Consider the following 25345-nt stretch of genomic DNA (forward strand, 5'->3'; position numbering starts at 1 on the left):
GTCTCCAAGCGAGCGGCGGATATACGGACCCAACCCCGAGTCCACAAGCCTACAATGACGGATTCATAAAAAACCGAACGAACGCCAATCGCTCAAACCGCCGAGCCGGGTGCAATAGCATGCAGCCGCTACGGCTCTCGCTGGCCGGGTCTGGAACTGAAGTACTTCTCGAACTTGCCGGTTTCACGCTCGTAATCGCCGCGGTCGGCGGGCGGCACGCCCTTTACAGTGATGTTGGGCCATACCTGAGCATAGTGAGCGTTTATCCGGAGCCACTTCCCATCCGGATCGTCGACCGCGTCCGCGACGATAGCGTCCACCGGACACTCCGGCTCGCACACCCCGCAGTCGATGCAGTCGTCGGGCGAAATGACGAGGAAGTTTTCGCCTTCGTAAAAGCAGTCCACTGGGCAGACTTCGACGCAGTCCATGAACTTGCATTTCACGCAGGCGTCGGTGACGAGATAGGTCAAGGCTGAAAACGCTCCGGCAGCGGCGGACTAGAGCCAGCCGCGCTCTTCGAGAAGACGACGAACCCTATCGGCCGCCAGAGACGGCGACACCTGTTCCGTGGCGACGATCAGGTCGGGCGTGGTCGGCGGTTCATAAGGCGCCGCAACTCCGGTGAAGTCGGCGATCACACCGGCCGAGGCTCTGGCGTAAAGCCCCTTGGAATCGCGAGCGCGGCAGCTTTCCAGCGACGCCTCCACGAAGACTTCGACGAAACGGCCGTCGTCAAATCGCGCCCGCACCGCGTCCCGGTCGGCCTGGCGTGGCGAGATCAGGGCGCAGATGGCGATCACCCCCGCGTCGGCGAACAGCCGCGCCGCCTCCCCTGTCCGACGCACGTTCTCGGTCCGGTCCGCGTCAGAGAAACCCAGATCACGATTGAGGCCGTGACGCAGGTTGTCGCCGTCCAGCAGCACCGTGCGGCAGCCCCGCCCGTGCAGGCTCTGTTGCAGCGCCTGAGCAACAGTCGACTTGCCCGCACCCGACAGCCCGGTCAGCCAGACCACCCCGCCGCGATGGCCGTTCAGCAGTTCATGGGCGTCGCGCGAAACGGCGGCGGGGCTGGGATGGATATGAGCCGCCTGATCCGACACGCCTGTAATCACGCCCGCGGCGACCGTGACGCCGCTACGCCGGTCGATCAAAATGAAAGCACCGTGGGCCGGGTCGTCGCGGAAGGCGTCGACCGCGACCGGCGTCGGTACGGTCAGCCGGCCGTCGGCCACCTCATTGGGGGCCAGCGCAGGCGTCTCGCCCGACAGCGTCAGCAGCGCCGGCAAGGTTCGCGTGCCCAGCTTGACCTGATAGCGAACAGCGGGATCGAACGACCGCTCCCCCATCCATACCAGTCGCACATCCAGTCGATCCGAGGCCGCTGGCCTGTCGGTCGCGTGAGCCAGAACATCGCCGCGCGCCACGTCGACCTCCTCGGCCAGCACCAGCGTCACGGCGTCGCCGGCGCGGCAGGCTGCGACCTCGACATCACCCGCAAGGATACGCGCCAATGTCACCGCCTGACCGCTGGGGCACACCACCAGGGCGTCCCCGACCGCGACCTCGCCCGAGGTGATGGTCCCCGCATAGCCGCGGAAGTCGGCGTGCGGCCGGCTGACGTACTGGACCGACATTCTGAACGGCCTGTCGGCGCCGGTGTCAGCGACAGGGAGGTCCTCCAGCGCCTGGATCAGGCTGGGGCCATCGTACCAGGGGGTGGCGGGCGACCGCGTCGTCAGGTTGTCGCCCCGGCGTGCGCTGACCGGAATAGTCGTCACCGAGCTGAAGCCCAGACCGGCGACCAGCTCGGCATAGGCGTCGCGTATCCGCTCGAACGCCGAGGGATCGTCCGCCACCAGGTCGATCTTGTTCACCGCCAGGATGAGGTGACGAATGCCGAACAGGGCGACGATCCGGCTGTGGCGCGCCGTCTGCGCCGTCACGCCCTTGACCGCATCGACCAGCACGACCGCCGCGTCGCAAGTCGAGGCGCCGGTGGCCATGTTGCGAGTGTACTGCTCATGCCCCGGCGTGTCGGCGACGATGAAGCTGCGGCGCGCCGTCGACATGTAGCGATAGGCCACATCGATGGTGATGCCCTGCTCGCGCTCGGCCTCCAGCCCGTCGAGAAGCAGGGCGTAGTCGAGGTTCGCGCCGTCCGTGCCGAAGCGTCGCGAGTCGCGTTCCAGCGTCGCCAGTTGGTCCTCCGGCACCTGCCCCGTCTCGAACAGCAGGCGGCCGATCAGAGTAGACTTGCCGTCATCCACCGAGCCACAGGTCAGGAAACGCAGCAGATCGCGCTGGGCCCTGCGCGTCTGGGGCGGGAAAGCCGTTACAGCGCCGTCCATCAGAAATAGCCCTCGCGCTTCTTGCGCTCCATCGAGGCGGTCTCATCAGCGTCGATCAGCCGCCCCTGACGCTCGGACTGCCGACTGGTGCGCAGTTCGCGGATGACGGCGTCGAGGCTGTCGGCGTCGGATTCCACCGCCGCACTCAGCGGATAGCAGCCCAGGGAGCGGAAGCGAACGCGGCGCAGTTCGGGCGTTTCGCCTTCCCTCAACGGCAAACGCTCGTCGTCACGCACGATCAGGGCGCCGTCACGCACCACCACAGGGCGCAGGGCCGAGAAATACAGCGGCACGACCGGAATGCCCTCCGCCTGCGTGTATTCCCACACGTCCAGTTCGGTCCAGTTCGACAGGGGGAAGACGCGCAGGCTTTCACCCGGTCCCAGATTCGAGTTCCACAGCCGCCACAACTCTGGCCGCTGACGACGCGGGTCCCAGCTGTGATCCGCGCCCCGGAATGAGAAGATGCGCTCCTTGGCCCGCGACTTCTCTTCGTCGCGACGCGCGCCGCCGATGGCGACGTCGAAACCGTGCAGGTCAAGCGCCTGCTTCAAGGCGTCGGTCTTCATCGCCTGGGTGTGGACCGATGAGCCCGAGGAGATGGGGCTGACGCCGCGCGCCAAAGCTTCGTGGTTGGTGTGGACCAGCAGCCGCGCGCCATAGAGGCCGGTCACGTGGTCGCGATGGGTGATCATCTCGCGGAACTTCCATGTCGTATCGACATGCAGCAGCGGGAACGGCGGGGAGCCCGGATAGAAGGCCTTGGCCGCCAGGTGCAGCAGGGCGCCCGAATCCTTGCCTATCGAATACATCATGACCGGGTTGCGCGCGGTCGCCGCGACCTCGCGCAGGATCTCGATCGCCTCGGCCTCAAGCTGGCGCAGATGCGGGGGCAAGAGGCGACGCGCCGTGGCGTCTCTCTGCTTTTCGACGGTCGCCTGCATAGGCTGCGGTCCTCACTGATCGTCGGGAAACGAAGGATGGTTGAAGCGTGGAGGGCCGGTCCGCGTCGAACGATATGATCTCGCGCCGGCCGATAGAAAAACTGCGCGGTCAGCCGACGAAGGCGCGTTCCAGCACATAGTCGCCGGGATCGGCGTTTGAGCCTTCACTCAGCCCATGGCTTTCCAGCAGGGCCGCCGCCTCGCGGATCATGGCCGTCGAGCCGCACAGCATGACGCGGTCCAACGCCGGATCGAACCGACCTTCGAGACCCAGATCCTCGAAGAAGGCGCCATTGGTGATGCGGTCGGTGATCCGGCCCGGGCGCTCAAACGCCTCGCGCGTCACCGTCGGATAATAGGTCAGCCGCCCCTGCGCGATCTCGCCGACCAGAGGGTCCTCGAACAGCTCCGTCTGCAGGAAGTCGCGATAGGCCAGGTCCGCGACCTGACGCACCGTATGCGTCACCACGACCTGCTCGAACCGCTCATAGGTCTCGGCATCGCGCGCCACGCTGAGCCAGGGCGCCAACCCGGTGCCGGTGCCGATCAGGAACAGCCGACGCCCTGGCTTCAACGCGTCCAGCACCAGGGTTCCGGTCGGTTTCCTGCCCAGCAGCACCTCGTCGCCCGGCCGGATGTCGACCAGACGCGAGGTCAGCGGCCCGTCCTCAACCCGGATGGAGAAGAACTCCAGCTCGTCCGACCACGACGGACTGGCGATGGAATAGGCCCGCAGCGTCGGCTTTCCCGCTCCGTCCAGAGACGGCAGGCCGATCATGACGAACTCGCCCGAGCGGAAACGAAAATCCTCAGGCCTGTCGATGGCGAAGCTGAACAGATGATCGGTCCAGCGCCGAACCCAGCGCACCCGCTGCGGGCTCCAGGGCGCGGGCGCCGCGACACGGGCACGTTCCAGAACTGCGACTTCGCTCACGACCGACCTCCTGCTTGAAGGCCTTTGTCATAGGGCGGGCGGCGTCCGCCGATGAAACGATCAATCCTGTTCTGAGCGTGCAGAAAATCTGCGAGCGGTTTTAAAGCTGGTCCAGATTGTTGTCGTAGTCGATCGCCTGCTTCTTCAGCCAGGCTACAAAGGCCCTGGTTCCGGGCGACACGGGACGGTCCCTCGGCAGGACGACGAAATAGGCGAAGCCCAGCACCTGACTGCCGTCCGGGAAGGGCGCGACCAGACGCCCAGTGGCGAGGTCCGCCTGGGCCAGTGTCCGCTTGGCCAGGGCGACGCCCCGCCCCGCCGCCGCCGCCTCGATCAGCAGGCTGGACTGGTCAAAACGCGAGCCGCGCCTGGCGTCGGCGTGGCTCGCGTGCCGCGCCTTCAGCCACATGGCCCAATCGGGCCGTGAAGCGTCGCCGTCCTCCGACATATCATGCAGCAGGGTGTGCCGGGTCAGGTCCTCAGCCGTGCGGATCGGATGCGGGGCTTCCATCAGGGCGGGCGAGCAGACCGGAATGACCGTCTCGGTCAGCAGGCGCTCGACGATGTGGCCGGGATATTCGCCCGGGCCATAGCGGATGGCCAGATCGACCTTGCCCTTGCCCACCGTCACCGGCTCCATGTCCGCCGAAATCCACACCTCGATGTCCGGGTGGGCCGCATGGAAATCGTCCATGCGCGGCATCAGCCATTTGGAGGCGAAGGACGGCGCCACGCTGATCGCCACCGTCCGGTTCAACGGCGGTTCGCGCAGGATGGCCGAGGCGTCCATCAGTCGCTCGAACCCTTCGCGCAGCAGCGGCGTCGCCGCCCGCCCCAGCTCCGTCAGTTGCAGCCCCCGCGCTTCTCGCGTGAACAGCGGCCCGCCGATGATCTCCTCCAGCAGGCGAATTTGCTGACTGACAGCCCCCGGCGTCACCGACAGCTCGTCCGCCGTCCGCGAGAAGTTGAGGTGCCGCGACGCGCTTTCAAAAGCACGCAGGGCGTTGAGGGGCAAAAGCGGTCGAACCATGCGCTTGTAGAAAACCTATCAGAACGGGGAAGACAATCTGGTTTGTGGAAGGATCGTGCACGACGGATGCTGAATGTCGAGCCGCCACGCAAACATGAGGGCGGAAGACAGCAGATCATGGAACAAGGCCGATGCGCGTCTTTCTGGCATCCATCCCCCTGGAAGGGGCGAAAGTCGTCGTCGTCGGGGCGGGCGAACCGGCGCTGGCGAAGCTGCGCCTGTTCCTGAGCAGCCCGGCCGAACTGGTCTGGTTCACCCCGGACGGCCTGCCCGCCGCGCTGGAAACGCCGCCCGCCGCGCCGACGCCGAACGCCCGCATTCCCGAGCCCGGCGACCTGAACGGCGCTCGACTGGTCTTCATCGCCTTAAGCGATATCGCCCTGGCTCGCAGCATCGCTGAGGTCGCCCGCAAGGCCGGCGCACAGGTCAACCTCGTCGATCAGCCCGGCTTCAGCGACTTCCACACCCCCGCCCTGATCGACCGCGACGACGTCGTCGTGGGCGTGGCCACCGGCGGGAACGCCCCCATCCTCGCCCGCGATCTGCGCTCGCGTATCGAAGCCGTCCTGCCGCAGGGCGTTGCCTCGGTCGCCAAACTCGCCGGCGAACTGCGCGGGGCGGTGAAGGAGTCGATCCCCGACTTCCTCGCCCGCCGCCGTTTCTGGGAGAAGGCTTTCCGCAGTCCCGCCGCAGACCTGGCCGCCGACGGCCGCATGGCCGAGGCCCGCCGCGAGATGGTCCGGCTGCTGAACGTCGCCGCCGCGCCCCGTGATGAGGTCGCTCAAGGCATGGTCCACATCGTCGGCGCCGGTCCCGGCGATCCCGAACTTCTGACCCTCAAGGCCCTGCGCGCGCTGCAGGACGCCGACGTCATCATCCACGACAAGCTGGTCTCAACCGAGGTGCTGGATCGCGCCCGCCGCGACGCTCGGCGCATCTACGTCGGCAAGGCGCGCGGCGACCATTCGGTGCCGCAGGACCAGATCGAACAGCTGATGATCGAGGAAGCTCGCGCCGGCCACCGCGTCGTGCGCCTGAAAGGCGGCGACCCCTTCGTCTTCGGTCGCGGCGGCGAGGAGCTGGAGGCCGTGCGCGCCGCCGGGATCGAGGCCATCGTCGTACCCGGCATCACCGCCGCCCTCGCCTGCGCCGCCTCCGTGGGTCTGCCCCTGACCCACCGCGATCACGCCCAGGCCGTGACCTTCGTCACCGGCCAGCCCAAGCCGGGAGGGCAAGCCGCCGACTGGGTTCGGCTGGCGGCGCCGAACCACACCTTGGCCGTCTACATGGGCGCCGGCCAAGCCGCCGAGATCGCGTCGAACCTGATCGCCGCCGGTCGCGACGGCGCCACCCCCGTCGCCGTGGTCGAGAACGGCAGCCGCCCGGATCAGCACACGCTCAAAGGACGGCTCGACGATCTGGCCGCCCTGGTCGCGCGCATGGACCTGACCGGCCCCGCCCTGCTGTTCATCGGCGAAACCGCCGCCCTGGCCGTCGCCAGCGATGAGCGCGCCCTGATCGAGGCCGCCGCATGAAGCTGCTGACCGCCAACCGCCTGAACGACGGCCGCGTCATCTATCTGGGCGAGGCCGACGCCGTGGTCGAGGCCATCGACGCCGCCCGTCCGCTAGACGACGCCGCCGCCGACGCCGCCCTGGCTCAGGCCCAGTCGCGCCCGGCCGTCTTCGTCAATCCTTATCTGATCGAGGTCGAGGGAGGCGCGCCCTCGGGCCGTGACCGGCTGAAAGAGCGGATACGCTCGGTCGGCCCCACCGTCGGCCACAGCCTCGACTTCGCCGCTCGAAACGAGACCGCCTGATGTACCGCTACGACGAGTTCGACGCCGCCCTGGTCCGCGAGCGGATTGCGGAGTTCAGCGATCAGGTCGACCGCCGCAGCAGCGGCGCGCTGACCGAGGACGAGTTCAAGCCGCTGCGGCTGATGAACGGCGTCTATCTGCAACTGCACGCCTATATGCTGCGCGTCGCCGTCCCCTATGGCGTGATGAACAGCCGCCAGATGCGCAAACTGGCCCACGTCGCCCGCACCTACGACAAGGGCTACGGCCACTTCACCACCCGCACCAATATCCAGTTCAACTGGCCCGCGCTGCAGGACCTGCCCGCCATCCTGACCGATCTGGCCGAAGTCGAGATGCACGCCATCCAGACCTCCGGCAACTGCATCCGCAACGTCACGACCGACGTCTTCGCCGGCGTCGCCGCCGACGAGATCGAGGACCCGCGCCCCTGGTGCGAGATCCTGCGTCAGTGGTCGACCATCCACCCCGAGTTCTCCTTCCTGCCGCGCAAGTTCAAGATCGCGGTCATAGGCGCGGCCAAGGACCGGGCGGCGATCCGCACCCACGATGTCGGCTTGCAGATCGTGCGCGGCGAGGACGGCCAGACGGCGTTCCGCGTCTTCGTCGGCGGCGGTCAGGGGCGTCTGCCCCATATTGCGCAAGAGATCGCCTCGGCCGTGCCAGGCCGTTCGCTGCTGGCCTATCTGACCGCCATCCTGCGCGCCTACAACCTGCTGGGACGGCGGGACAACATCCACAAGGCGCGGATCAAGATTCTGGTCGCGGCCATCGGCATCGACGCCTTTCGCGACGAGGTCGAGCGCCAGTTCGCCATCCTGCGTCAGGAAGACCTGCGCATCCCCGACGAAGAACTGGCCCGCATCCAGGCCTATTTCACGCCGCCGCCGTTCGAGCCGCTTCCCGCGACCAGCCCGTCCTATGACGCCGCCCGCCGCCTGAACCCCGAGTTCGCCCGCTTCACCCGCTCGAACCTGCGCCCTCACAAGCAGACCGGATATGGCGCCGTCATCATCTCGCTGAAGCCGATCGATGGCGTTCCCGGCGACATCACGGCGGATCAGATGGAGGTCGTCGCAGACCTGGCCGCACGCTTCTCGTTCGACGAGGTTAGGGCCTCCTACGAACAGAATCTGGTCCTGCCCCACGTCCGGCTAGAGGACGCCCACGCGGTCTGGAGCCGACTGCGCGACGCCGGCCTGGCCACGGCCAACGCCGACCTGGCCACCGACATCATCGCCTGCCCCGGCCTCGACTATTGCAGCCTGGCCAACGCCCGCTCCATCCCGGTGGCCCAGGCCCTGTCGCGCCAACTGGCCGACGCCGCCCTGCTGGAAAAACTCGGCCCGGTGCGCATCAACATCAGCGGCTGCATCAACGCCTGCGGCCACCACCATGTCGGCCACATCGGCGTCCTCGGCGTCGATCGGAAGGGCGAGGAGTATTATCAGATCACCGTCGGCGGCTCGCCCGACGAACAGGCGGCGCTAGGCGAGATCGTGGGCCGTAGTCTGCCTGCCGACGAGGTCGCCCCAGCCATCGCCAGAGCGCTCGACCGCTATCTGGAGATCCGCAACGACGGCGAGCTGTTCATCGACACGGTCCGCCGCCTCGGGGCCGATCCCTTCCGCACCGCCATCTATGAGCTGACCGATGCAGCTGCTTGAGCAAGTCCAGGACGGCGTCCGCCTGAGCGTTTCGACGCCAGAGGAAGACATCCGCGCGGCGGCCGCCGCCAATGACAGCCTGATCCTGGAGTTCGAGGCTTTCCGCGACGGGCGCGGCTTCTCCCTGGCCGCCGTCCTGCGCGGCCAAGGCTATCGCGGCCGCCTGATCGCGGCGGGCAAGGTCCTGCCCGATCAGGCCCGGCACCTGCGCCGATGCGGCTTCGATGGGGTGGAACTGGCGCCCGGCGCCGACGCCGCGCCCTGGCGGCGCATGGATCAGGTCTTCAGCGCGGCCTATCAGCCCGCGTCCGGCGACGACCGACTGGTCTGGCGGCAACGCCATGCCGCCCCCCAAGACGCCACCGCCTTGGCCGCCCGCCTCAACGCCCAATGGGGCCAGGCCGACGCCGAAGTCCTGCTGCGCGCGGTTCTGGACCCGGCCTTGGGCCGCAAGGCCGCCGCCATCTCCTCCTTCGGGGCCGAGTCCGCCGTCCTGCTGCACCTGATCTCGCGCGTTCAGCCCGACCTGCCGGTGGTCTTTCTCGAGACCGGCCAGCACTTTTTCCAGACCCTGGCCTATCGCCGCGAGCTGACGGACCGCCTGGGTCTGACCGACGTGCGCGACATCAAGCCCGACGCCGCCGCCTTGTCCAAGGCGGACCCGCGCGGCGACCTGTGGCGCAGCGCGCCCGACGCCTGCTGCGCCGTCCGCAAGGTCCAGCCGCTCTCTCAAGCGCTGGCCGGTTTCGACACCCGCATCACCGGCCGCAAACGCTATCAGAACAGCCACCGCGCCGCGCTCGAACCGTTCGAGGCCGCCGACGACGTCCTGACCGTCAACCCGCTCGCCGCCTGGTCAGCCGATCAGATCGAGGACTGGCTGCGCGACCACCAACTGCCGCGCCATCCGCTGGTCGAGCAAGGCTACCCCTCCATCGGCTGCTGGCCCTGCACCCGCGCTGTCGCCGCCGACGAAGACGCTCGCGACGGGCGCTGGGCCGGTCAGGAGAAGACCGAGTGCGGCATCCACGGACGAACCCTGGCTCCGGCCTGTTGACGCAGGCCGCCCGCCGCCTCGCTCGATCCCATCACGCGACCTGATCCAGAGACATCCCTTGTCCATCGCCAGCATCATCAACCTCATCGGCGACACGCCGCTCATTCGCCTGAACCGCCTGTCGGACGCGACCGGCTGCGAAATCCTGGGCAAGGCGGAGTTTCTCAACCCCGGCCAGTCCATCAAGGACCGCGCCGCCCTGTCCATCGTGCAGAAGGCCAAGGCCTCGGACGCGCTGCGGCCTGGCGGCGTCATCGTCGAGGGGACGGCGGGCAACACCGGCATCGGCCTGGCCCTGGTCGGCGCCGCGCTCGGCCACCGCGTGGTCATCGTCATGCCGCGCACCCAGTCCGAAGAGAAGAAGCTGGCCATCCGGGCGCTGGGCGCGCGCCTGATCGAGGTCGACGCAGCCCCCTTCTCCAGCCCCAACCACTTCGTCCACTACTCTGAGGAGGTGGCGCGCAAGCTGAACGCGACCGAGCCCCACGGCGCCTTCTGGGCCAATCAGTTCGACAACATCGCCAACCGCGCCGCCCACTATGAGGGCACCGCCGCCGAAATCTGGGAGCAGACCGGCGGGCGGATCGACGCCTTCGTCAGCGCCGTCGGCAGCGGCGGCACCCTGGCCGGCGTCGGCGCCTTCCTGCGTGAACGCAACCCGGCGGTGAAGATCGCCCTGGCCGACCCGGCGGGCGCCTCGCTCTACAACTGGTTCACCCAGGGCCAGATGACCGGCGAAGGCAGTTCGATCACCGAGGGCATCGGCGTGGCCCGGATCACCGGCAACCTCGAAGGGTTTGCGCCAGACTGCTCCTACCGCATCGAAGACGCTGAATTCCTGCCCATTCTGTTCGATCTGGTGACGCACGCGGGTCTGTCGCTGGGCGGGTCCTCCGGCGTCAACCTGGCCGGCGCCGCGCGGCTGGCGCGCGATATCGGCCCGGGCAAGACCATCGTCACCGTCCTGTGCGACCCCGGCACGCGCTACGCCTCGCGTCTGTTCAACCCGGCCTTCCTGCGCAGCAAGGGCCTGCCGACCCCGCAATGGGTCACCGAGGACGTCAGGGAGTTGGCGTGATGCTTCTTGGATTTGCAACCGATCGGCGCAGACTGCTGCTCGGCGCCGGCGCGCTGGCCCTCAGCGGATGCGCCCAGACCAAGGGGACGCAGGCCGCCCTGCTCAACGTTTCCTACGATCCGACGCGCGAGTTCTATCGCGTCTATAACGAGGCCTTCCTGACCCGCTGGCGCGACGACGGCGGCGCTCCTTTCGAAGTCGAGCAATCGCACGGCGGATCGGGAAAACAGGCTCGCGCCGTCATCGACGGCCTGCCCGGCGACGTCGTCACCCTGGCCCTGGCGTCGGACATCGACGAGATCGCCGCGCGCGGCCTGATCGCCGCCGACTGGCAGACGCGCCTGCCCAACAACGCCTCGCCCTACACCTCGACCATCGTCTTTCTGGTGCGCAAGGGGAACCCCAAGGCCATTCACGACTGGCCCGATCTGCTCAAACCCGGCGTCGAAGTCATCACCCCCAATCCCAAGACCTCCGGCGGCGCGCGCTGGAACTATCTGGCCGCCTGGGCCGACGTCCTGCGTCGTCCGGGCGGGACGGAGCAATCGGCGCAAACCTTCGTCACCGAACTGTTCCGCCGCGTGCCGGTGCTCGACACGGGTGCGCGTGGATCGACCACCACCTTCGTTCAGCGCGGCATCGGTGACGTCCTGCTGACGTGGGAGAACGAAGCCTTCCTCGCCGCCAAAGAATTAGGCCCGGACAAGGTCGATATCATCACCCCGCCCTTCTCCATCCTGGCCGAGCCGCCGGTGGCCGTTGTCGACCGCGTCGTGGACCGCAAGGGCACGCGCGACCGCGCCCAAGCCTACCTCACCCAGCTCTACGACGCGCCGGCTCAGGTTCTGGCCGCCGAGCACTTCTATCGTCCACGCGACCCCGGCGTCGCCGCCCGTTTTTCTGACCGCTTCCCTCAGATCAGCATGGCCGACATTTCCGACTTCGGCGGCTGGAGCGCCGCCCAGAAGCGCCACTTCGCCGACGGCGGCGTCTTCGACCAGTTCTATCAGCCCGGCCGACGACCATGACCCGACAGGCTGACCGACCTGTCTGGAAGGCCCCCAGCCCCCTGCCTGGCTTCTCCCTCTCACTGGGATTCACAATCGCCTATCTGTCGCTCTTCGTCCTCATCCCCCTGACCGCCCTGGCCATTCGGCCTTGGGAGAACGGCCTCGACAGCGTCATCGCCGCCGTCGCCTCGCCCCGCGCCCAGGCGGCCCTGAGGCTCAGCTTCGTCGCCGCCACCGTCGCCGCCGTCGTCAATGCGGTGATGGGCGGGCTGCTGGCCTGGGTGCTGACCCGCTACGACTTTCCCGGCAAGCGACTGGCCGACGCGGTGATCGACCTGCCCTTCGCCCTGCCGACCGCCGTGGCCGGCATCGCCCTGACCGCCCTCTACGCTCAGAACGGTCCCATCGGCGGCCTGCTGGCGCCGCTGGGCGTCAAGATCGCCTACACCCCCTTCGGCGTGGTCGTGGCCATGATCTTCGTCGGCCTGCCCTTCGTCGTCCGTTCCGTCCAGCCCGTGCTTCAGGACCTGGATCGGGAGGTCGAGGCGGCGGCCGAGACCCTTGGCGCCACCCCGCTCCAGCGCGCGACGCGGATCATCCTGCCCGCCGTCCTGCCGGCTCTGCTGTCGGGCGTCGGCCTCGCCTTCGCACGCGGGGTCGGGGAATACGGCTCGGTCATCTTCATCGCCGGCAACATGCCGCTGCGGTCCGAGATCGCGCCCCTGCTCATCGTCACCCAGCTGGAGCAGTTCGACTATGCCGGGGCCGCGACCATCGGCATGGCCATGCTGATCCTCTCCTTTCTGATCCTGCTCGGCTTCAACCGCCTGCAAGGCCTGATCGCGAGGCGAGGCGCATGACGGCCAAAACCCTGCGGCTCCCCGGGGCACGCCCCCGCAACCTCAGCCTCGGTCGCGGCCTGCTCATCGGTCTGGCCCTGCTGTGGCTGACCCTCATCGTCCTGGCTCCGCTCGGCGTCATTCTGGTCGAAGCCCTGCGAAAGGGCCTGGGCGCCGCCGTCGCCAGCCTGTCCCAGCCCGACGTCTGGGCCGCCGCGCGCCTGACCCTGGTGACCACGGCCGTCGCCACGCCGCTCAACGCCGTCTTCGGCCTGGCCGCGGCCTGGTGCGTCACCCGGTTCGACTTCATCGGCAAGACCCTGCTGATGGCGTTGATCGACCTGCCGCTGTCGGTGTCGCCAGTCATTTCGGGCCTGGTCTGGGTTCTGCTGTTCGGCGCATCGGGCTGGTTCGCGCCCTGGCTGAACGCCGCCGGCCTCCAGATCATGTTCACCCCGGTCGCCATCGTCCTGGCCACGGTTCTCGTCACCCTGCCCTATGTGGCGCGTGAACTGATCCCCCTGATGCAGCAACAGGGTTCGGACGAGGAACTGGCCGCCTTGACGCTCGGCGCCCGCCCCTCAGCCATCTTCCTCTTCATCACCCTGCCGAACGTGCGCTGGGCCCTGCTTTACGGCGTGCTGCTGGCCAATGCGCGGGCCATGGGCGAGTTCGGGGCCGTGTCGGTGGTCTCGGGCCACATTCGCGGCCTGACCAACACCCTGCCGCTGCACGTCGAGATTTTGTACAACGAGTACGACTTCGTCGGCGCCTTCGCGACCGCCGCACTGCTGGCGGTTCTGGCGCTCGTGACCCTGATCCTGAAGTCCTTCCTCGAGCATCGCCACGCCGACGACCTCGCCGCAGGGGGGCGGCGCTGACATGACCCTCGACATCCAGTCCATCACCCGCGCCTATGACGGCCTGCCCGCGCTCGACGACGTCAGCCTGACCGTCCGCAACGGCGAGTTCCTGGCCCTGCTCGGCCCCTCCGGTTCGGGCAAGACCACCCTTTTACGCATCATGGCCGGTCTGGATCGTCCGTCCGCCGGACAGGTGCGGTTCAACGGCGAGGACTTCCTGTCCCTCAGCCCGCGCGAGCGCCGGGTCGGCATGGTGTTCCAGAGCTACGCCCTGTTCCGCCACATGACGGTGGCCGACAACATCGCCTTCGGGCTGAAGGTGCGCCCGCGCGGATCACGCCCCGGTCGCGCCGAGATCGCGGAGCGGGTTCAGGACCTGCTCGGTCTGATCCAGCTAGAGGGCTACGGCGCCCGCTACCCCAGCCAGTTGTCCGGCGGCCAGCGTCAGCGCGTCGCCTTGGCCCGCGCCCTGGCCATCGAACCGCGCCTTCTATTGCTGGACGAGCCCTTCGGCGCCCTGGACGCCCGCGTCCGCCGCGACCTGCGCCGCTGGCTGCGTCAGGTCCATGAGCAGACCGGCGTGACGACCGTCCTCGTCACCCACGATCAGGAAGAGGCCCTGGAACTGGCCGACCGCGTCGCCATCCTGCGCCAGGGCAAGATCGAGCAGGTGGACACGCCGCAGGCCCTCTACGACCGCCCCGCCTCGGCCTTCGTCCACGACTTCCTCGGCGAAGGCCTGCAGCTTCAGGCCACGGTGGCGCGCGGCGAGGTCGTGTCGAACGACTGGCGCGCGCCCTCCGACGCCCCCGCTGGCGACGCCTTGCTTTGCATCCGCCCCGAAGACCTGGAGGCCAGCGACATCGGTCTGATCGGCGTCGTCATGTCCAACTTGCGGCGCGGCGACCGCGCTCGCGTCGCGGTGTCCCTGCATGGAAGACGCCTGGAACTGGACCGCGCTATCGGCGACCCGCTGACGATGCTGGCGGCGGGCGAGCCGGTTCGGCTGCATCCCCGCCGCTTTCATGTCCTGGCGAAAGGCGCATGAGCGGGCGGAGCGTCGCCGTGATCGGCGCCGGCTTCAGCGGCCTGCTGACCACGCTCAATATCCTGCGCATGTCGCCCGATGTGTCGGTGCAGTTGATCGAGCGACGCGGCGTCTTCGGCCTCGGTCCGGCCTACGCCACCGGGAACCCCAAGCACCTGCTCAACGTCCGCCTGTCAAACATGAGCGCCTTCCCGGACCGGCCGAACCATCTGGCCGACTGGATGGCGGTCCAGCCCGCATGGTTCGCCCGCGACGACTTCATCACGCGCGGCGACTACGGCCGCTATCTGGCCCATCTGCTCGACGAGGCACTTCGCCCCGATCAGGACGGCGAGCGCCTGACCCTGATACGGGGCGCCGCCAGCGCCATCCGCCCGCAAGGCGCAGGGTGGAAAATCATGCTGGACGACCGCAACTCGACTCTCGCCGACGCCGTGGTCCTGGCCCAGGGCAACCTGACTCCGGCAGCCCCGACCGGCCTCTCTCCCGCCCTGACTGGATCAGGCCGCTATCTCAGCGATCCGTGGAGCGCGCTGGACACCCTGCCGGTCGACGCCGACGATATCCTGTTGATCGGCGCGGGCCTGACCATGGTAGACGCCGCAATCGCCCTTCGTCGTCCCGGTCGCCGTTTCACCGCCATTTCCCGGCACGGGCTTCTGCCGCGCAGCCACGGCTCTACGACCATGCCGCCGCGCCGACGCAACTATGTCGGCAGCCCCGCCGAGGTGTTCAGCCAAGCAAGGTTCGCCGCTCGCGAAAACGATTGGCGCGCCGTCGTCGACGACGTACGCCACTCCGCCCGCGATCTTTGGTCGTCATGGTCCCTGCCGCAACGCAGCCGATTTCTGCGCCATCTGCGGGCGCTGTGGGACAATCACCGCCACCGCCTCGCGCCCGGCGTCGCACGCGAAGTGACGGCCATGCTGGCTTCCGAGGAACTGGAGGTCGTCGCTGCCCGCATCGATTCAGCGTCTCTTCTGGGAGACGAGGTGGATACCGTCTTGAAAGGACGAGGCGATAGGCAACCCTACAGCCGTCGCTTCGATGCGGTCATCAACTGTTCCGGGCCGAGCGGCGACGTCGTCCTCAGCCCCGAGCCTCTCCTGCAAGACCTGCTGAAACAAGGGCTCGCCGCGCCGGCCGCCCTTGCGCTTGGCTTGGCCGTCGATCCAAGTGGTCGACTGATCGACGGTCGGCTGCAGCCCCACGATCGTCTTTTCGCCATTGGTCCGCTGACCCGCAGTCTGTTTTGGGAAGTCACCGCCGTCCCCGACCTGCGCGAACACGCGGTGACGGTGGCCGGCAACGTCGTGAACGCCCTGCAGCCGGCCAGACAAGAGCCTTCGTTCGCCGACCGGTCCATGGCTCTCGAAATCATATGAAGACGTGCGGAAACGCCCGGAAACCGGGGCCGCGACCTTGTTCGGCGGCGTCAGTCCGGCACGCCTAGCTTGGTCGCCTCATGAGCAGTCGACCCCTCCATAATATTTGCGGTTGATTCTGATAATCGTTCGCAGTAATTGCGCAGCCCTCTCCAACCGGGGCCGTAACCATGCGTTCGATTCTGATGTTCTCCGCCGGCCTGACCGCCCTTTCAGCCGCCGCCTTCCCCGCCTTCGCCGACGAAGTCGTCGATCTCCAGAAGGCCGTGCCGGTCGCGCCTGTGACAGTGGTCGGAACGCGCACCCAGCGCCGCGTGGACGATGTCCCGGCCAGCGTCAGCGTCATCACTGCCGAGACGATCGAGAACATCCTGGCCACTGACATCAAGGACCTGATCCGTTTCGAACCGGGCGTCAGCGTCCCCACCAGCCCCGCCCGCTTCTCCGCCGCCCTGTCAGGCGCCGGCCGAGACGGCAACTCGGGCTTCACCATCCGCGGCATGGGCGGCAACCGGGTGCTGATCATTCAGGACGGCGTGCGCGTGCCCGATGGCTTCGCTTTCGGCGCCCAGGCTGTCGGTCGCGGCGGCTACAATGACCTGGACCTGGTCAAGTCGGTCGAGATCCTGCGCGGACCGGCCTCGGCCCTCTATGGCTCGGACGGCATCGCCGGCGCGGTCAGCTTCACATCCAAGGATCCGTCCGACTTTCTCTCCAGCAGCGAAAGCTTTGGAGCGCGTGGCCGCGTCGGCTACAATTCGTCGGACGACAGTTGGGCCGAAGGTCTGGCTCTGGCGGGCCGCACCGGCTCGCTGTCCGGTCTGCTGGCCTATACCCGCCGCGACGCTCATGAGACCGAGAACATGGCCGAGGTCGGCGGCACGGGCGCGGCCCGCACCCAGCCGAACCCGCAAGAGTTCGCCTCCAACGCCGTCCTGGCCAAACTCGTCTGGGACGCCAATAGCCATCATACCGTCCGCCTGACCTATGACCATTTCGATCAGGAGATGGAGGGCGAGGCGCTCAGCAGCTACTCCGCCACCGTCATCGGCCTGACCGCGCAGGACGAGACCCGGCGTGATCGTGTCAGCCTCGACTGGCGTTTTGACGACGTTTTTGGTCTGGATGACGGGTCGGTATCCACCTACTGGCAGGACGCCACGACACGACAGTTCACCTACGAAGACCGCACCCCGGCGGTGGATCGCACCCGCGACGTCACCTTCGACAACACGGTCTGGGGCATGGCGGCGCAAGGCTCCAGGACCTTCCGCGGGGAAGGCGTGCAGCACCGCATCACCGTTGGCGGAGATTGGTCGCGCACGACGCAGGAAGGCATCCGCGACGGCACAGTTCCGCCGGTCGGCGAGCCCTTCCCCGCCCGTCCCTTCCCCAGGACCGAATATGACCTGGCCGGTCTGTTCATCCAGGACGAGATCGAACTGCTGGGCGGTCGCCTCAGCATCATCCCGGCCCTGCGCTACGACTGGTACGAGTTGACGCCCAAGGCGGACGCCCTGTTCCCCACGCCTTCAGAGGGCCAGAGCGACAGCCACCTGTCGCCCAAGATCGGCGCCATCTACTGGGTCGACGACCACTTCAGCGTCTTCGCCAACTACGCCCAGGGCTTCAAGGCGCCCTCGCCCATGCAGGTGAACAACTTCTTCGCCAACCCGGTCTTTGGCTATGAGTCCATTCCCAACCCGGACCTGACGCCCGAAACCAGCGAGAGCGTCGAAGCCGGCTTGCGTTTCCGCAACCTGGATGCGTTCGGCGGAAACCTGTCGCTCTCCACCACGGCCTTCCATACCAACTACGACGACTTCATCAGCCAGATCGTGGTGCGTGGAACGGGCGTGCCCGGCGTCGACCCGCTGATCTATCAGTACGTCAACCTGACCGAGGTGAAGATCTGGGGCCTGGAAGCGCGCGGCGACATCCATTGGGACAACGGCGTCTCGCTCATCGTCGCGGCCTCGTTCGCCGACGGCGATCAGGAAACAAACGGCGTCGAGGGCAAGCTGACCAGTGTCGACCCGGTCAAGGTCGTCGGCGGCCTGAACTACGCCGCCCCCTCGGGCGCCTGGGGCAGTTCGGCGACCGTCACCTGGTCTGACAACAAGACCCGTGCGGGCTGCGGCGGGGGCGCCTGCTGGCCGGGCGAAGAGTTCGCCATCCTGGACCTGACCGCTTTCTGGAACGTGACGGAGAAGGCCACCTTGCGCGCGGGCGTTTTCAACGTCCTGGACGAAAAATACGCCTGGTGGAGCGATGTGCGTGGCCTGTCGCGCACCAGCACCACTCTGGACGCCTTCACCCAGCCGGGCCGCAACTTCGGCGTTTCCGTCAACTTGCGCTACTGAGGCCCGCGGCTAAGATGCAAACGACTCTCATTATGGATAAGCCCATGCGCGCTCTATTGATCGCCGCCGCCCTGCTGGCCGGAGCCACGCCCGCAACAACCGCACTGGCCCAGACCGCCGCGCTGACCGCAAGCCCGCCGGCGTCGCCCGTCAGTCGTTTTGAACAGGATCGCCAGTCGATTCTGGCCCAGGCCGGCCAGTACCGCGTCCACTTCGACATGCGCGAGAACGTCAGCTTCCATGCCGACTACGATCCGATGGAGGGCAAGCTGTCAGGCGGCAGCGAGATCGTTCGCGTCGTCTACGACAAGGGCGACCGCATCAGCCTGCAGCACATCCTGGTCATGGAGCACGAGGGCAAGGCCATCGTCGTCAAGCACTGGCGGCAGGACTGGGTCTATCAGCCGGAGACGGTGTTGACCTACGCCGGACCGAACCAGTGGACGCTGACGCCGGTTTCCGCCGACGCGCGCCAGGGCGCCTGGTCCCAAACCGTCTGGCAGACGGACGACTCGCCTCGCTACGGCGGCGTGGGCCGCTGGACCTATGTCAACGGGCTGAGCGTGTGGACATCCGACCCCACCTGGCGCCCGCTGGCGCGTCGCGACGCGGTGCTGAACCCCGTCTACGACCGCTATCTGGGCGCCAACCGTCACGCCCTGACGCCCGCCGGCTGGGTGCACATCCAGGATAATGTGAAGATGAACGGCCGGGCCGGCGGCGAACCCATCGCCATCGTTCAGGAAGACGTGGTCAACACCTACAACCGGTCCACCAGCTACTCGCCCAAGGCCGGCGACGACTACTGGGCGGCGACGAAGGACTACTGGGCCGCTGTTCGCGACGCCTGGGACGCAGTCATTGCCAGAGACGGCGGCGTCCACGTCCAGGAAGAAGCCCAGACCGGCGTCGTCACCGGCACGCCGCTGATGGACCTGGCTGAGAAAGTTCAGGGGGGCGAACTGACCCAAGACGCCGCCATTGCTCAGGCGCGCACGATCATCGAAACGGCGACCCGGCGTTAACGCCGTGCAGTTTTGCGAAAGCCCTTCGGCCCTCCAGGTCGAAGGGCTTTTTCATGGGCTGTGGTTGGCGCCTCCCTTTGGCGACAGGGGAGCGACCGGGACATGGTTTTCGTCGAAGAGGCAGGCCTCGCCGTAACGGGCTCGCGCGTTTTCACACAGCCCTGCTATCGATTTGACGTCTGGCTTCACGCCCTCGTTCAGCCACCGCATCAGGGCCTCGAATACAGCCACGTATTCCGGAGCGTTGAGCGCGCTGTGTTCGGATTCGTCGGTAAAGGTCTGGACCAGCAGATCCGAACGTCCGGCGGCGGCGACCCGATCGCGATAGGCGGTCTGGTTCGTCACAAAAGCGGTTGGGTCGTACTTGCCATGAATGGTCACGGTCGGCGCCACGATCAGACCCGACAGGTCAGCGTCATAAGCCAGACGCGCCACGCCCATGGGATCCGCCGCAAAGCGCTGCACCCCGGCGTTCAACGCAGCGTCGTCATGTGAGCCGACATGAACCGTGTCGACGTTGGAAAACGGGTTCAGCCCATCCAGTCGCCGCTGCACCAGGTCCTGGAACAGGAAGGTGCCCCAGGCCAGGTGGCTGATCAACTGATCCTCCTCAATACCGACCACCGTCAGAATATCGGCCAGTCGCTGCTTCTGCCCGCCCGAACGTTCGGCCGCCGGCAGGCCGACGCCTGTGCAGGTCTTCACACGATCCGCCAACTGGGCGCGGGTCAGGCGCGCACCTTCGGGCAGGCCCTGCCAGACCGGGTACTGAACCTCGCCCGGCGCGGGGTGGTTCTGGCAATAATACTGATAGACGGCGCGCAGATCGGCGCGGAATTTATAGGCTTGGGTCCCACCCGCCAGAACGCCGCTAGTCAGGACAACCCCGTCCCAGACCACCTTGCCCTCGGCGTCGCGAGCATAAAGCTCCGCCGCCTTGGCCGCGACGTTACCGCCCCAGGACTGACCGTGCAGGATGGTGCGTTTGGGCCGACCGAACGCGTCCCAGAAAATCTGGCGCAGGTCGTCCGTGTCCTCGGCCGCCATGCGCACGCCGTAGCCCCCGCGACGATAGGTCGAGCCCGCCCAGGCGAAGCCCTCCTTCACCGTCATGGAGAAGCGTTCCAGATCCTCGAGCGGATCATCGGCCTTGGGCTCGCCGGTTCGAGGACCACCGTGGGCGTGGACGATCAACGAGCCGTTCCAGTTCTCCGGTACAGCGATCCAGTAGTAGCCGCCCTTGGCCGCCCGCCCCGACCAGCAGTGCGCCTGCTGAGGAAGAAAATCGGGACAGGCGGCCTCGGTCGGAGGCGGCGACGCCGCTACGGTCGAAGCCTGAGCCGACGCGGTTGCAGGGGCGAATGCGCACGCCGCCGCCCACAGCGCCAGTCCAGTCAGTCCATGCCGAAACATCATCGCCGTCTCCATCCCTTGGTCAGAACGACTTGGAGACGTTCACATACCAGTAGCGGCCATAGGGCTGATGCACCGTGCCGCGATAGCCGCCGTCGGCCAGCGAAGGACCTTCGTCCGTCAGGTCGCGCACGCCGAGCCGCAACGTCGTGTTGACCTCCTCGAAGTCGTATTGCCCATAGGCGTTGGCCACCATCTGCGAGCCGACGATCCAGGGTTCACCCGTGCTGCTCAAAAGGCTGATCTGCTCGATCTCGCTGACGTACTGGGTCGATAGACCAACACGCCACGGCCCCTTGTTCCAGGTGAAGTTGGCCGAAACCTTCCATTCAGGACGTCCGTTCTGGGCGATCAACTGGCTGGAGTCCGGCAGGGGCGTCAAAGGGTCGATAATCCCCTGCTCGCGCGCGTCATACAGGCTGTCGATGATCTCGCCCGGCGCACGGGAGAATTCCAGCAGCTTGGAAGCGTTCACACGGAAGTTGAACGAGCCAAGCGCCGTGCGGCGCTTGCGCCAGTTGAAGCTCAGGTCCAGTCCCTCGACGGTCTGAGGCAGCAGGTTGATGAACTGGTCGCTGATCGAGGTCACCTGACCGACCGGCGCCAGACCCGTGCCTTCGAACAGAAGTTCGTCGTCAGCATTCGGCGCGGCGCGCACCACCAGCGGATTTGTCCCGCCCTGGACGCGGTTGAGATATTCCAGCGCCAGCGCCGATTGCGCGCCCAGCAGGCCGACGATGTCGGTCTGCTCGATCTTCCAGCGGTCGACCGTGAAGGTGAAGTCGCCCCACGCCGCCGGCGTGAAGCGCGGCTGGAACACCAGGCCGTAGGAGGAGTTGGTGCTCTCTTCCGGCTTCAGCTCCGGGTTGCCGGCGATCAGCAGAGAGACGCTGGCCGTTCGTGCGCATTCGCTCATGTTGGCGATCGTGCCGTTGCGGATGTCGGCCTCGCAGCGCGTGAAATCCGGGCCGCTGGCCAGACGCGCGTATTGGGTGGCGTTGACCTGTTCGAGGTTCGGCGCGCGGAAACCCTCGGAGTAGGAGCCGCGAACCCGCAGACCGTCGACGATGTCCCAGGCGATGGCGATCTTGGGCTTGGCCACGCCACCGAAGTCCGAATAGTGCTCGACGCGGCCGGCCAGTTGCATATCCAGGCTGTAGACCAGCGGGATGTTCATCTCGGGCGAGACCAACGGCACCGCGAACTCGATGAAGGCGCCGGCGACGTCACGCGAGCCCTTGGTGCTGGGGTTGGGGCTGACCGCCGAGACGTTCGACAGATTGGTTTCGCCCGACACCATGTCGGTAAAGGTGATGGTCCCGTTCAGGTTGTCGTCGCGTTCGTCGCGCTGGGTCTCGCGGCGGATTTCCCCGCCCACGGCGACGCCCACGGGGCCGCCTGGCAAGCTGAACAGGTCCCCGCGCGACAGCTTGATGTCCGCCATGCTCAGGGTCGTGCGCGACACCCGCTTCAGGTCGAAGACGATGGCGTCGATCGCGGCCTGCGAGGACGGGGTGCAGTCGCCCCAGCTGGGCGTGTCCACGCAGCCGCCGCTGAACGGATTGTAGGCGTCCGGCGTAGACAGCGCCATCTGCTGCTGCAGATTGGTCATGTTGATGTTGGGCGAGATATCCTCGGCCTCGGCCTCCGAATAGACCAGCGCCGTCTCCCAGTCGAAGCCCCGCCATTCGCCGCGCAGACCGCCCAGGACACGGGCCTGATAGTTGTTGACCTTCACCTCCTGGAAGCCGGCGTCGGCGAAGCGATAGTTGCCCAGAAGCACGGGCAGGCCAGCCGCCGGAACATTGGTCAGGTTGGGCAGCCGATTGGGGTTCAGCGAGCCGTCCGCGAAGCGCACCGGGCCAAACGGATTGTAGTAGTTGCTGGCCGGGATCCAGATCTTGTTCAGATTGACGACCGGCGGCTGGATGGCCTTGCTCTGAGCGCCATAGTAGCCCAGCTCGCCAAAGGCCTCGATCCCCGAAGTCAGTTCATAGCGACCTGTCAGGAAGACGTTGCCTCGATTGACCGACGGCCGGACCGTGGTGCCGTAACGGGTGTCATAGCGCATGTCGCGGTTGACGCCGCTGTAGGCCACCGTGCCGCTGGTCAGACAAAGACCCGAGGGCACGGTCACGCCTGCCGCGCAGCCGAAGCTCTGGGGCTGGACGTGGAAGGCGCCGGCGGCGGTCGTCACAATCGTTCCGTTGGATCGCGGGCGCAGGGCCGTGGTCGTGCCGGGAATGCTCAGTTGCGCCCAGGGCGAGTGCGACGAGCGACCGTCCGGCACCGCCGAAGTCTCATAGCCAGGGAAGCCCGAGAAGAAGTCACGCATGTCGTCGGAGCGCGTGAAATCCTGCTCATCCGCCATGAGCATGGTGCGGTCGGTATAGTTGGCGAACAGGGACAGGTTGCCCCGTTCGAAATTCTTGCCCGCGAAGATATTGGCTTCGAACTCTCTCAGACCCGTGCCCTCGGCGCCGCCATACCTGGCCTCGACCGTCACGCCCTCGAAGTCATTTTTCAAAACCGTGTTGACCACGCCGGCCACGGCGTCAGCGCCATAGATGGCGGCGGCGCCGTCCAGCAGGACTTCCAGCCGCTGCAAGCCGGATACGGGAATGGCGTTGGAGTTGTAGCTCAGCACCGGCACCGTTCCGGTGTCCGAGGTGCCCTGGCTGGTCGGGTGCTGGACGACCCGCCGACCGTTCAGCAGCACCAGCGTATTGCCGACGCCCAGCGAGCGCAGGTTGACGGAGTTCACATCGCCACGCGCCGAGTTGGACGTCTGGCCATTGTTGGAGCTGTCAAACAGGACGTCGCCCATCTGCGGGATCGTGCGCAACAGTTCATCGCCCGAACTGGCGCCCGTAGCCGCGATCTCTTCGGCGTCAATGACGACGACCGGGAGAGCGGCCGTCGTCGAGGCGCCGCGAATCTGCGAGCCGACGACCACGATGTCCTCGACCTGGGAGGCTTGATCACCTGCGGACGGCGTCGTTTCCTGAGCCATGGCGGATCCGGCGAGAAGGACCGCCGAGGCCGTCGTCGCCATCAGGGCGAATTTCGATTGTATCTTCAATGTCTCGTCTCCCATGCGCTGCCTGTTTTTCGGCAGTCGTTTCGTTGAAGTCGTGTGGGTCAGTCGTCGGCGAGGACCAGGTCGTCGCCGGGTCCGGCCGCAGGATCGGGCGCAGCGGCCAGGGGTTTGGGCCCGCCGTCCAGCGCCGCCTTCAGCGCGTCGCGGTCCAGTTCGCCTTCCCAGCGCGCGACGACGATGGTCGCCACCGCATTGCCGATGAAGTTGGTCAGGGCCCGGCACTCGCTCATGAAGCGGTCGATGCCGAGGATCAGCGCCATGCCGGCCACCGGAACCGTGGGCACGACCGACAGCGTGGCGGCCAGGGTGATGAAACCGGCGCCGGTGATTCCCGCAGCGCCCTTCGACGACAGCATGGCCACCAGCAGCAGCAAGACCTGATCCTGCAAGCTCAGGTCGATATTCAGCGCCTGGGCGATGAACAGGGCGGCCATCGTCATGTAGATGTTGGTGCCGTCCAGATTGAAGGAATAGCCGGTCGGCACCACCAGGCCGACGACCGACTTGGACGCCCCGGCCCGCTCCATCTTGGAGATCAGGCTGGGCAGGGCGGCCTCGGAACTGGACGTACCCAGCACCAGCAGCAGTTCTTCCTTCAGGTAACGGATCAGCTTCAGAATGTTGAAACCGTTGGCTAGAGCGACCAGACCCAGAATGCCGACCACGAAGATGATGGCCGTCAGATAGAAGGTGGCGATCAGGGCGAACAGATTGGCCACCGAGGCGATGCCATAGGCGCCGATGGTGAAGGCGAACGCCCCGAAAGCGCCGATGGGGGCCGCCTTCATCAGGATGGCGACCAGTTTGAAGAAGGCCGCGCTGACCGATTCCAGGAAGGTCATGACCGGCTTGCCCAGATCGCCAATCATGGCGAGAGCGATGCCGAACAGGATCGAGACGAACAGCACCTGCAAGATGTTGCCGGTCGAGAAGGCGCTGACCACCGTGTCGGGAATGATGCCGGTCAGGAAGCCGACAATAGTGCTCTCATGCGCGGCCTGGGCGTATTGCGACACCGCCCCGGCGTCGAGGCTGGCCGGATCGATATTCAACCCCCGGCCTGGCTGCACCACATTGGCGACGATCAGCCCGACGATCAGGGCCAGGGTGGAGAAGACCAGGAAGTAGCCGAAGGCCTTGGCCGCCACCCGGCCGACGCGGCCGATGTCGCGCATCCCGGCGATCCCCGTGACGATGGTCAGGAAGATCACAGGCGCGATGACCATCTTCACCAGCTTGATGAAGGCGTCGCCCAGCGGCTTCAGACTCTCGCCAAACGTTGGCCAGAAGTGTCCGATGGCGCCGCCAAGCGCGATGGCGACCAGCACCTGAAAGTACAGATGGCGATAAAAGGGGCGGCGCACGACGGCTGCCGTCTCTGACGCAACAGGGATCAAGAAGGTCGCTCCTGACAGCGAG

20 protein-coding genes are annotated in these 25345 nt (G+C 66.9%); 12 read left to right on the forward strand and 8 right to left on the reverse strand.

Going from position 1 to position 25345, the window contains the following annotated elements:
- Nucleotides 1–128: 128 nt before the first annotated feature.
- The 5 genes from fdxA to gcvA form a co-directional block, all read right to left on the reverse strand.
- A complete protein-coding gene (gene fdxA, locus ACOZBP_RS11580) occupies nucleotides 129–473 on the reverse strand; it encodes a ferredoxin FdxA (protein WP_422676594.1) in 345 nt (114 codons plus the stop codon).
- Nucleotides 474–500: 27 nt separating this feature from the next.
- Nucleotides 501–2351 carry an adenylyl-sulfate kinase gene (gene cysC / locus ACOZBP_RS11585; protein WP_422676595.1) on the reverse strand — a complete coding sequence of 617 codons (1851 nt, stop codon included), beginning with the start codon at nucleotides 2349–2351 and terminating at the stop codon, nucleotides 501–503.
- Complete coding sequence (gene cysD, locus ACOZBP_RS11590; RefSeq protein ID WP_422676596.1) at nucleotides 2351–3295, reverse strand: sulfate adenylyltransferase subunit CysD; 945 nt, start codon at nucleotides 3293–3295, stop codon at nucleotides 2351–2353. Before cysD ends, cysC begins: the two co-directional genes overlap by 1 nt.
- 109 nt (nucleotides 3296–3404) lie before the next feature.
- Nucleotides 3405–4211 carry a ferredoxin--NADP reductase gene (locus tag ACOZBP_RS11595; RefSeq protein WP_422676687.1) on the reverse strand — a complete coding sequence of 269 codons (807 nt, stop codon included), beginning with the start codon at nucleotides 4209–4211 and terminating at the stop codon, nucleotides 3405–3407.
- Between the two features lie 118 nt (nucleotides 4212–4329).
- Entirely contained in the window at nucleotides 4330–5259 is a 930-nt protein-coding gene (gene gcvA / locus ACOZBP_RS11600; protein ID WP_422676597.1) for a transcriptional regulator GcvA, read from the reverse strand.
- A 131-nt stretch (nucleotides 5260–5390) separates the two neighbouring features.
- Here gcvA and cysG point away from each other — a divergent pair, with 131 nt between their 5' ends.
- The 12 genes from cysG to ACOZBP_RS11660 all read left to right on the forward strand — a co-directional run bounded on the left by cysG (nucleotide 5391) and on the right by ACOZBP_RS11660 (nucleotide 19413).
- On the forward strand, nucleotides 5391–6794 hold the full coding sequence (gene cysG, locus ACOZBP_RS11605) for a siroheme synthase CysG (protein ID WP_422676598.1): 1404 nt from the start codon (nucleotides 5391–5393) through the stop codon (nucleotides 6792–6794).
- Entirely contained in the window at nucleotides 6791–7078 is a 288-nt protein-coding gene (locus ACOZBP_RS11610; RefSeq protein WP_422676599.1) for a DUF2849 domain-containing protein, read from the forward strand. The genes cysG and ACOZBP_RS11610 overlap by 4 nt, the downstream gene beginning before the upstream one ends.
- Entirely contained in the window at nucleotides 7078–8745 is a 1668-nt protein-coding gene (locus ACOZBP_RS11615; RefSeq protein WP_422676600.1) for a nitrite/sulfite reductase, read from the forward strand. The genes ACOZBP_RS11610 and ACOZBP_RS11615 overlap by 1 nt, the downstream gene beginning before the upstream one ends.
- On the forward strand, nucleotides 8732–9802 hold the full coding sequence (locus ACOZBP_RS11620; protein ID WP_422676601.1) for a phosphoadenylyl-sulfate reductase: 1071 nt from the start codon (nucleotides 8732–8734) through the stop codon (nucleotides 9800–9802). The genes ACOZBP_RS11615 and ACOZBP_RS11620 overlap by 14 nt, the downstream gene beginning before the upstream one ends.
- 58 nt (nucleotides 9803–9860) lie before the next feature.
- Entirely contained in the window at nucleotides 9861–10880 is a 1020-nt protein-coding gene (locus ACOZBP_RS11625) for a cysteine synthase A (protein ID WP_422676602.1), read from the forward strand.
- Nucleotides 10880–11908 (forward strand): sulfate ABC transporter substrate-binding protein, encoded by a 1029-nt coding sequence (locus ACOZBP_RS11630; RefSeq protein WP_422676603.1) that lies wholly within the window; start codon nucleotides 10880–10882, stop codon nucleotides 11906–11908. The genes ACOZBP_RS11625 and ACOZBP_RS11630 overlap by 1 nt, the downstream gene beginning before the upstream one ends.
- On the forward strand, nucleotides 11905–12750 hold the full coding sequence (gene cysT / locus ACOZBP_RS11635; RefSeq protein ID WP_422676604.1) for a sulfate ABC transporter permease subunit CysT: 846 nt from the start codon (nucleotides 11905–11907) through the stop codon (nucleotides 12748–12750). Before ACOZBP_RS11630 ends, cysT begins: the two co-directional genes overlap by 4 nt.
- On the forward strand, nucleotides 12747–13610 hold the full coding sequence (gene cysW / locus ACOZBP_RS11640) for a sulfate ABC transporter permease subunit CysW (RefSeq protein ID WP_422676605.1): 864 nt from the start codon (nucleotides 12747–12749) through the stop codon (nucleotides 13608–13610). The genes cysT and cysW overlap by 4 nt, the downstream gene beginning before the upstream one ends.
- A gap of 1 nt (nucleotide 13611) precedes the next feature.
- A complete protein-coding gene (locus ACOZBP_RS11645) occupies nucleotides 13612–14640 on the forward strand; it encodes a sulfate/molybdate ABC transporter ATP-binding protein (RefSeq protein WP_422676606.1) in 1029 nt (342 codons plus the stop codon).
- On the forward strand, nucleotides 14637–16025 hold the full coding sequence (locus ACOZBP_RS11650) for an FAD/NAD(P)-binding protein (protein ID WP_422676607.1): 1389 nt from the start codon (nucleotides 14637–14639) through the stop codon (nucleotides 16023–16025). The genes ACOZBP_RS11645 and ACOZBP_RS11650 overlap by 4 nt, the downstream gene beginning before the upstream one ends.
- Before the next feature lie 170 nt (nucleotides 16026–16195).
- A complete protein-coding gene (locus ACOZBP_RS11655) occupies nucleotides 16196–18388 on the forward strand; it encodes a TonB-dependent hemoglobin/transferrin/lactoferrin family receptor (protein ID WP_422676608.1) in 2193 nt (730 codons plus the stop codon).
- A 44-nt stretch (nucleotides 18389–18432) separates the two neighbouring features.
- Nucleotides 18433–19413, forward strand: a complete 981-nt coding sequence (locus tag ACOZBP_RS11660) for a DUF6607 family protein (RefSeq protein WP_422676609.1) — start codon at nucleotides 18433–18435, stop codon at nucleotides 19411–19413.
- A gap of 51 nt (nucleotides 19414–19464) precedes the next feature.
- On the opposite strand, the gene ACOZBP_RS11665 is transcribed toward ACOZBP_RS11660, so the two are convergent.
- The 3 genes from ACOZBP_RS11665 to ACOZBP_RS11675 are packed head-to-tail and all read right to left on the reverse strand — an operon-like array spanning nucleotide 19465 to nucleotide 25323.
- Entirely contained in the window at nucleotides 19465–20829 is a 1365-nt protein-coding gene (locus ACOZBP_RS11665; protein WP_422676610.1) for a hypothetical protein, read from the reverse strand.
- Between the two features lie 19 nt (nucleotides 20830–20848).
- Nucleotides 20849–23908: a TonB-dependent receptor plug domain-containing protein gene (locus ACOZBP_RS11670; protein ID WP_422676611.1), complete on the reverse strand. Its 3060-nt coding sequence runs from the start codon at nucleotides 23906–23908 to the stop codon at nucleotides 20849–20851.
- A gap of 59 nt (nucleotides 23909–23967) precedes the next feature.
- Nucleotides 23968–25323: a dicarboxylate/amino acid:cation symporter gene (locus ACOZBP_RS11675; protein ID WP_422676612.1), complete on the reverse strand. Its 1356-nt coding sequence runs from the start codon at nucleotides 25321–25323 to the stop codon at nucleotides 23968–23970.
- Nucleotides 25324–25345: the final 22 nt, after the last annotated feature.

The organism is Brevundimonas sp. NPDC058933 (assembly GCF_049315965.1).
Lineage (GTDB): Bacteria > Pseudomonadota > Alphaproteobacteria > Caulobacterales > Caulobacteraceae > Brevundimonas.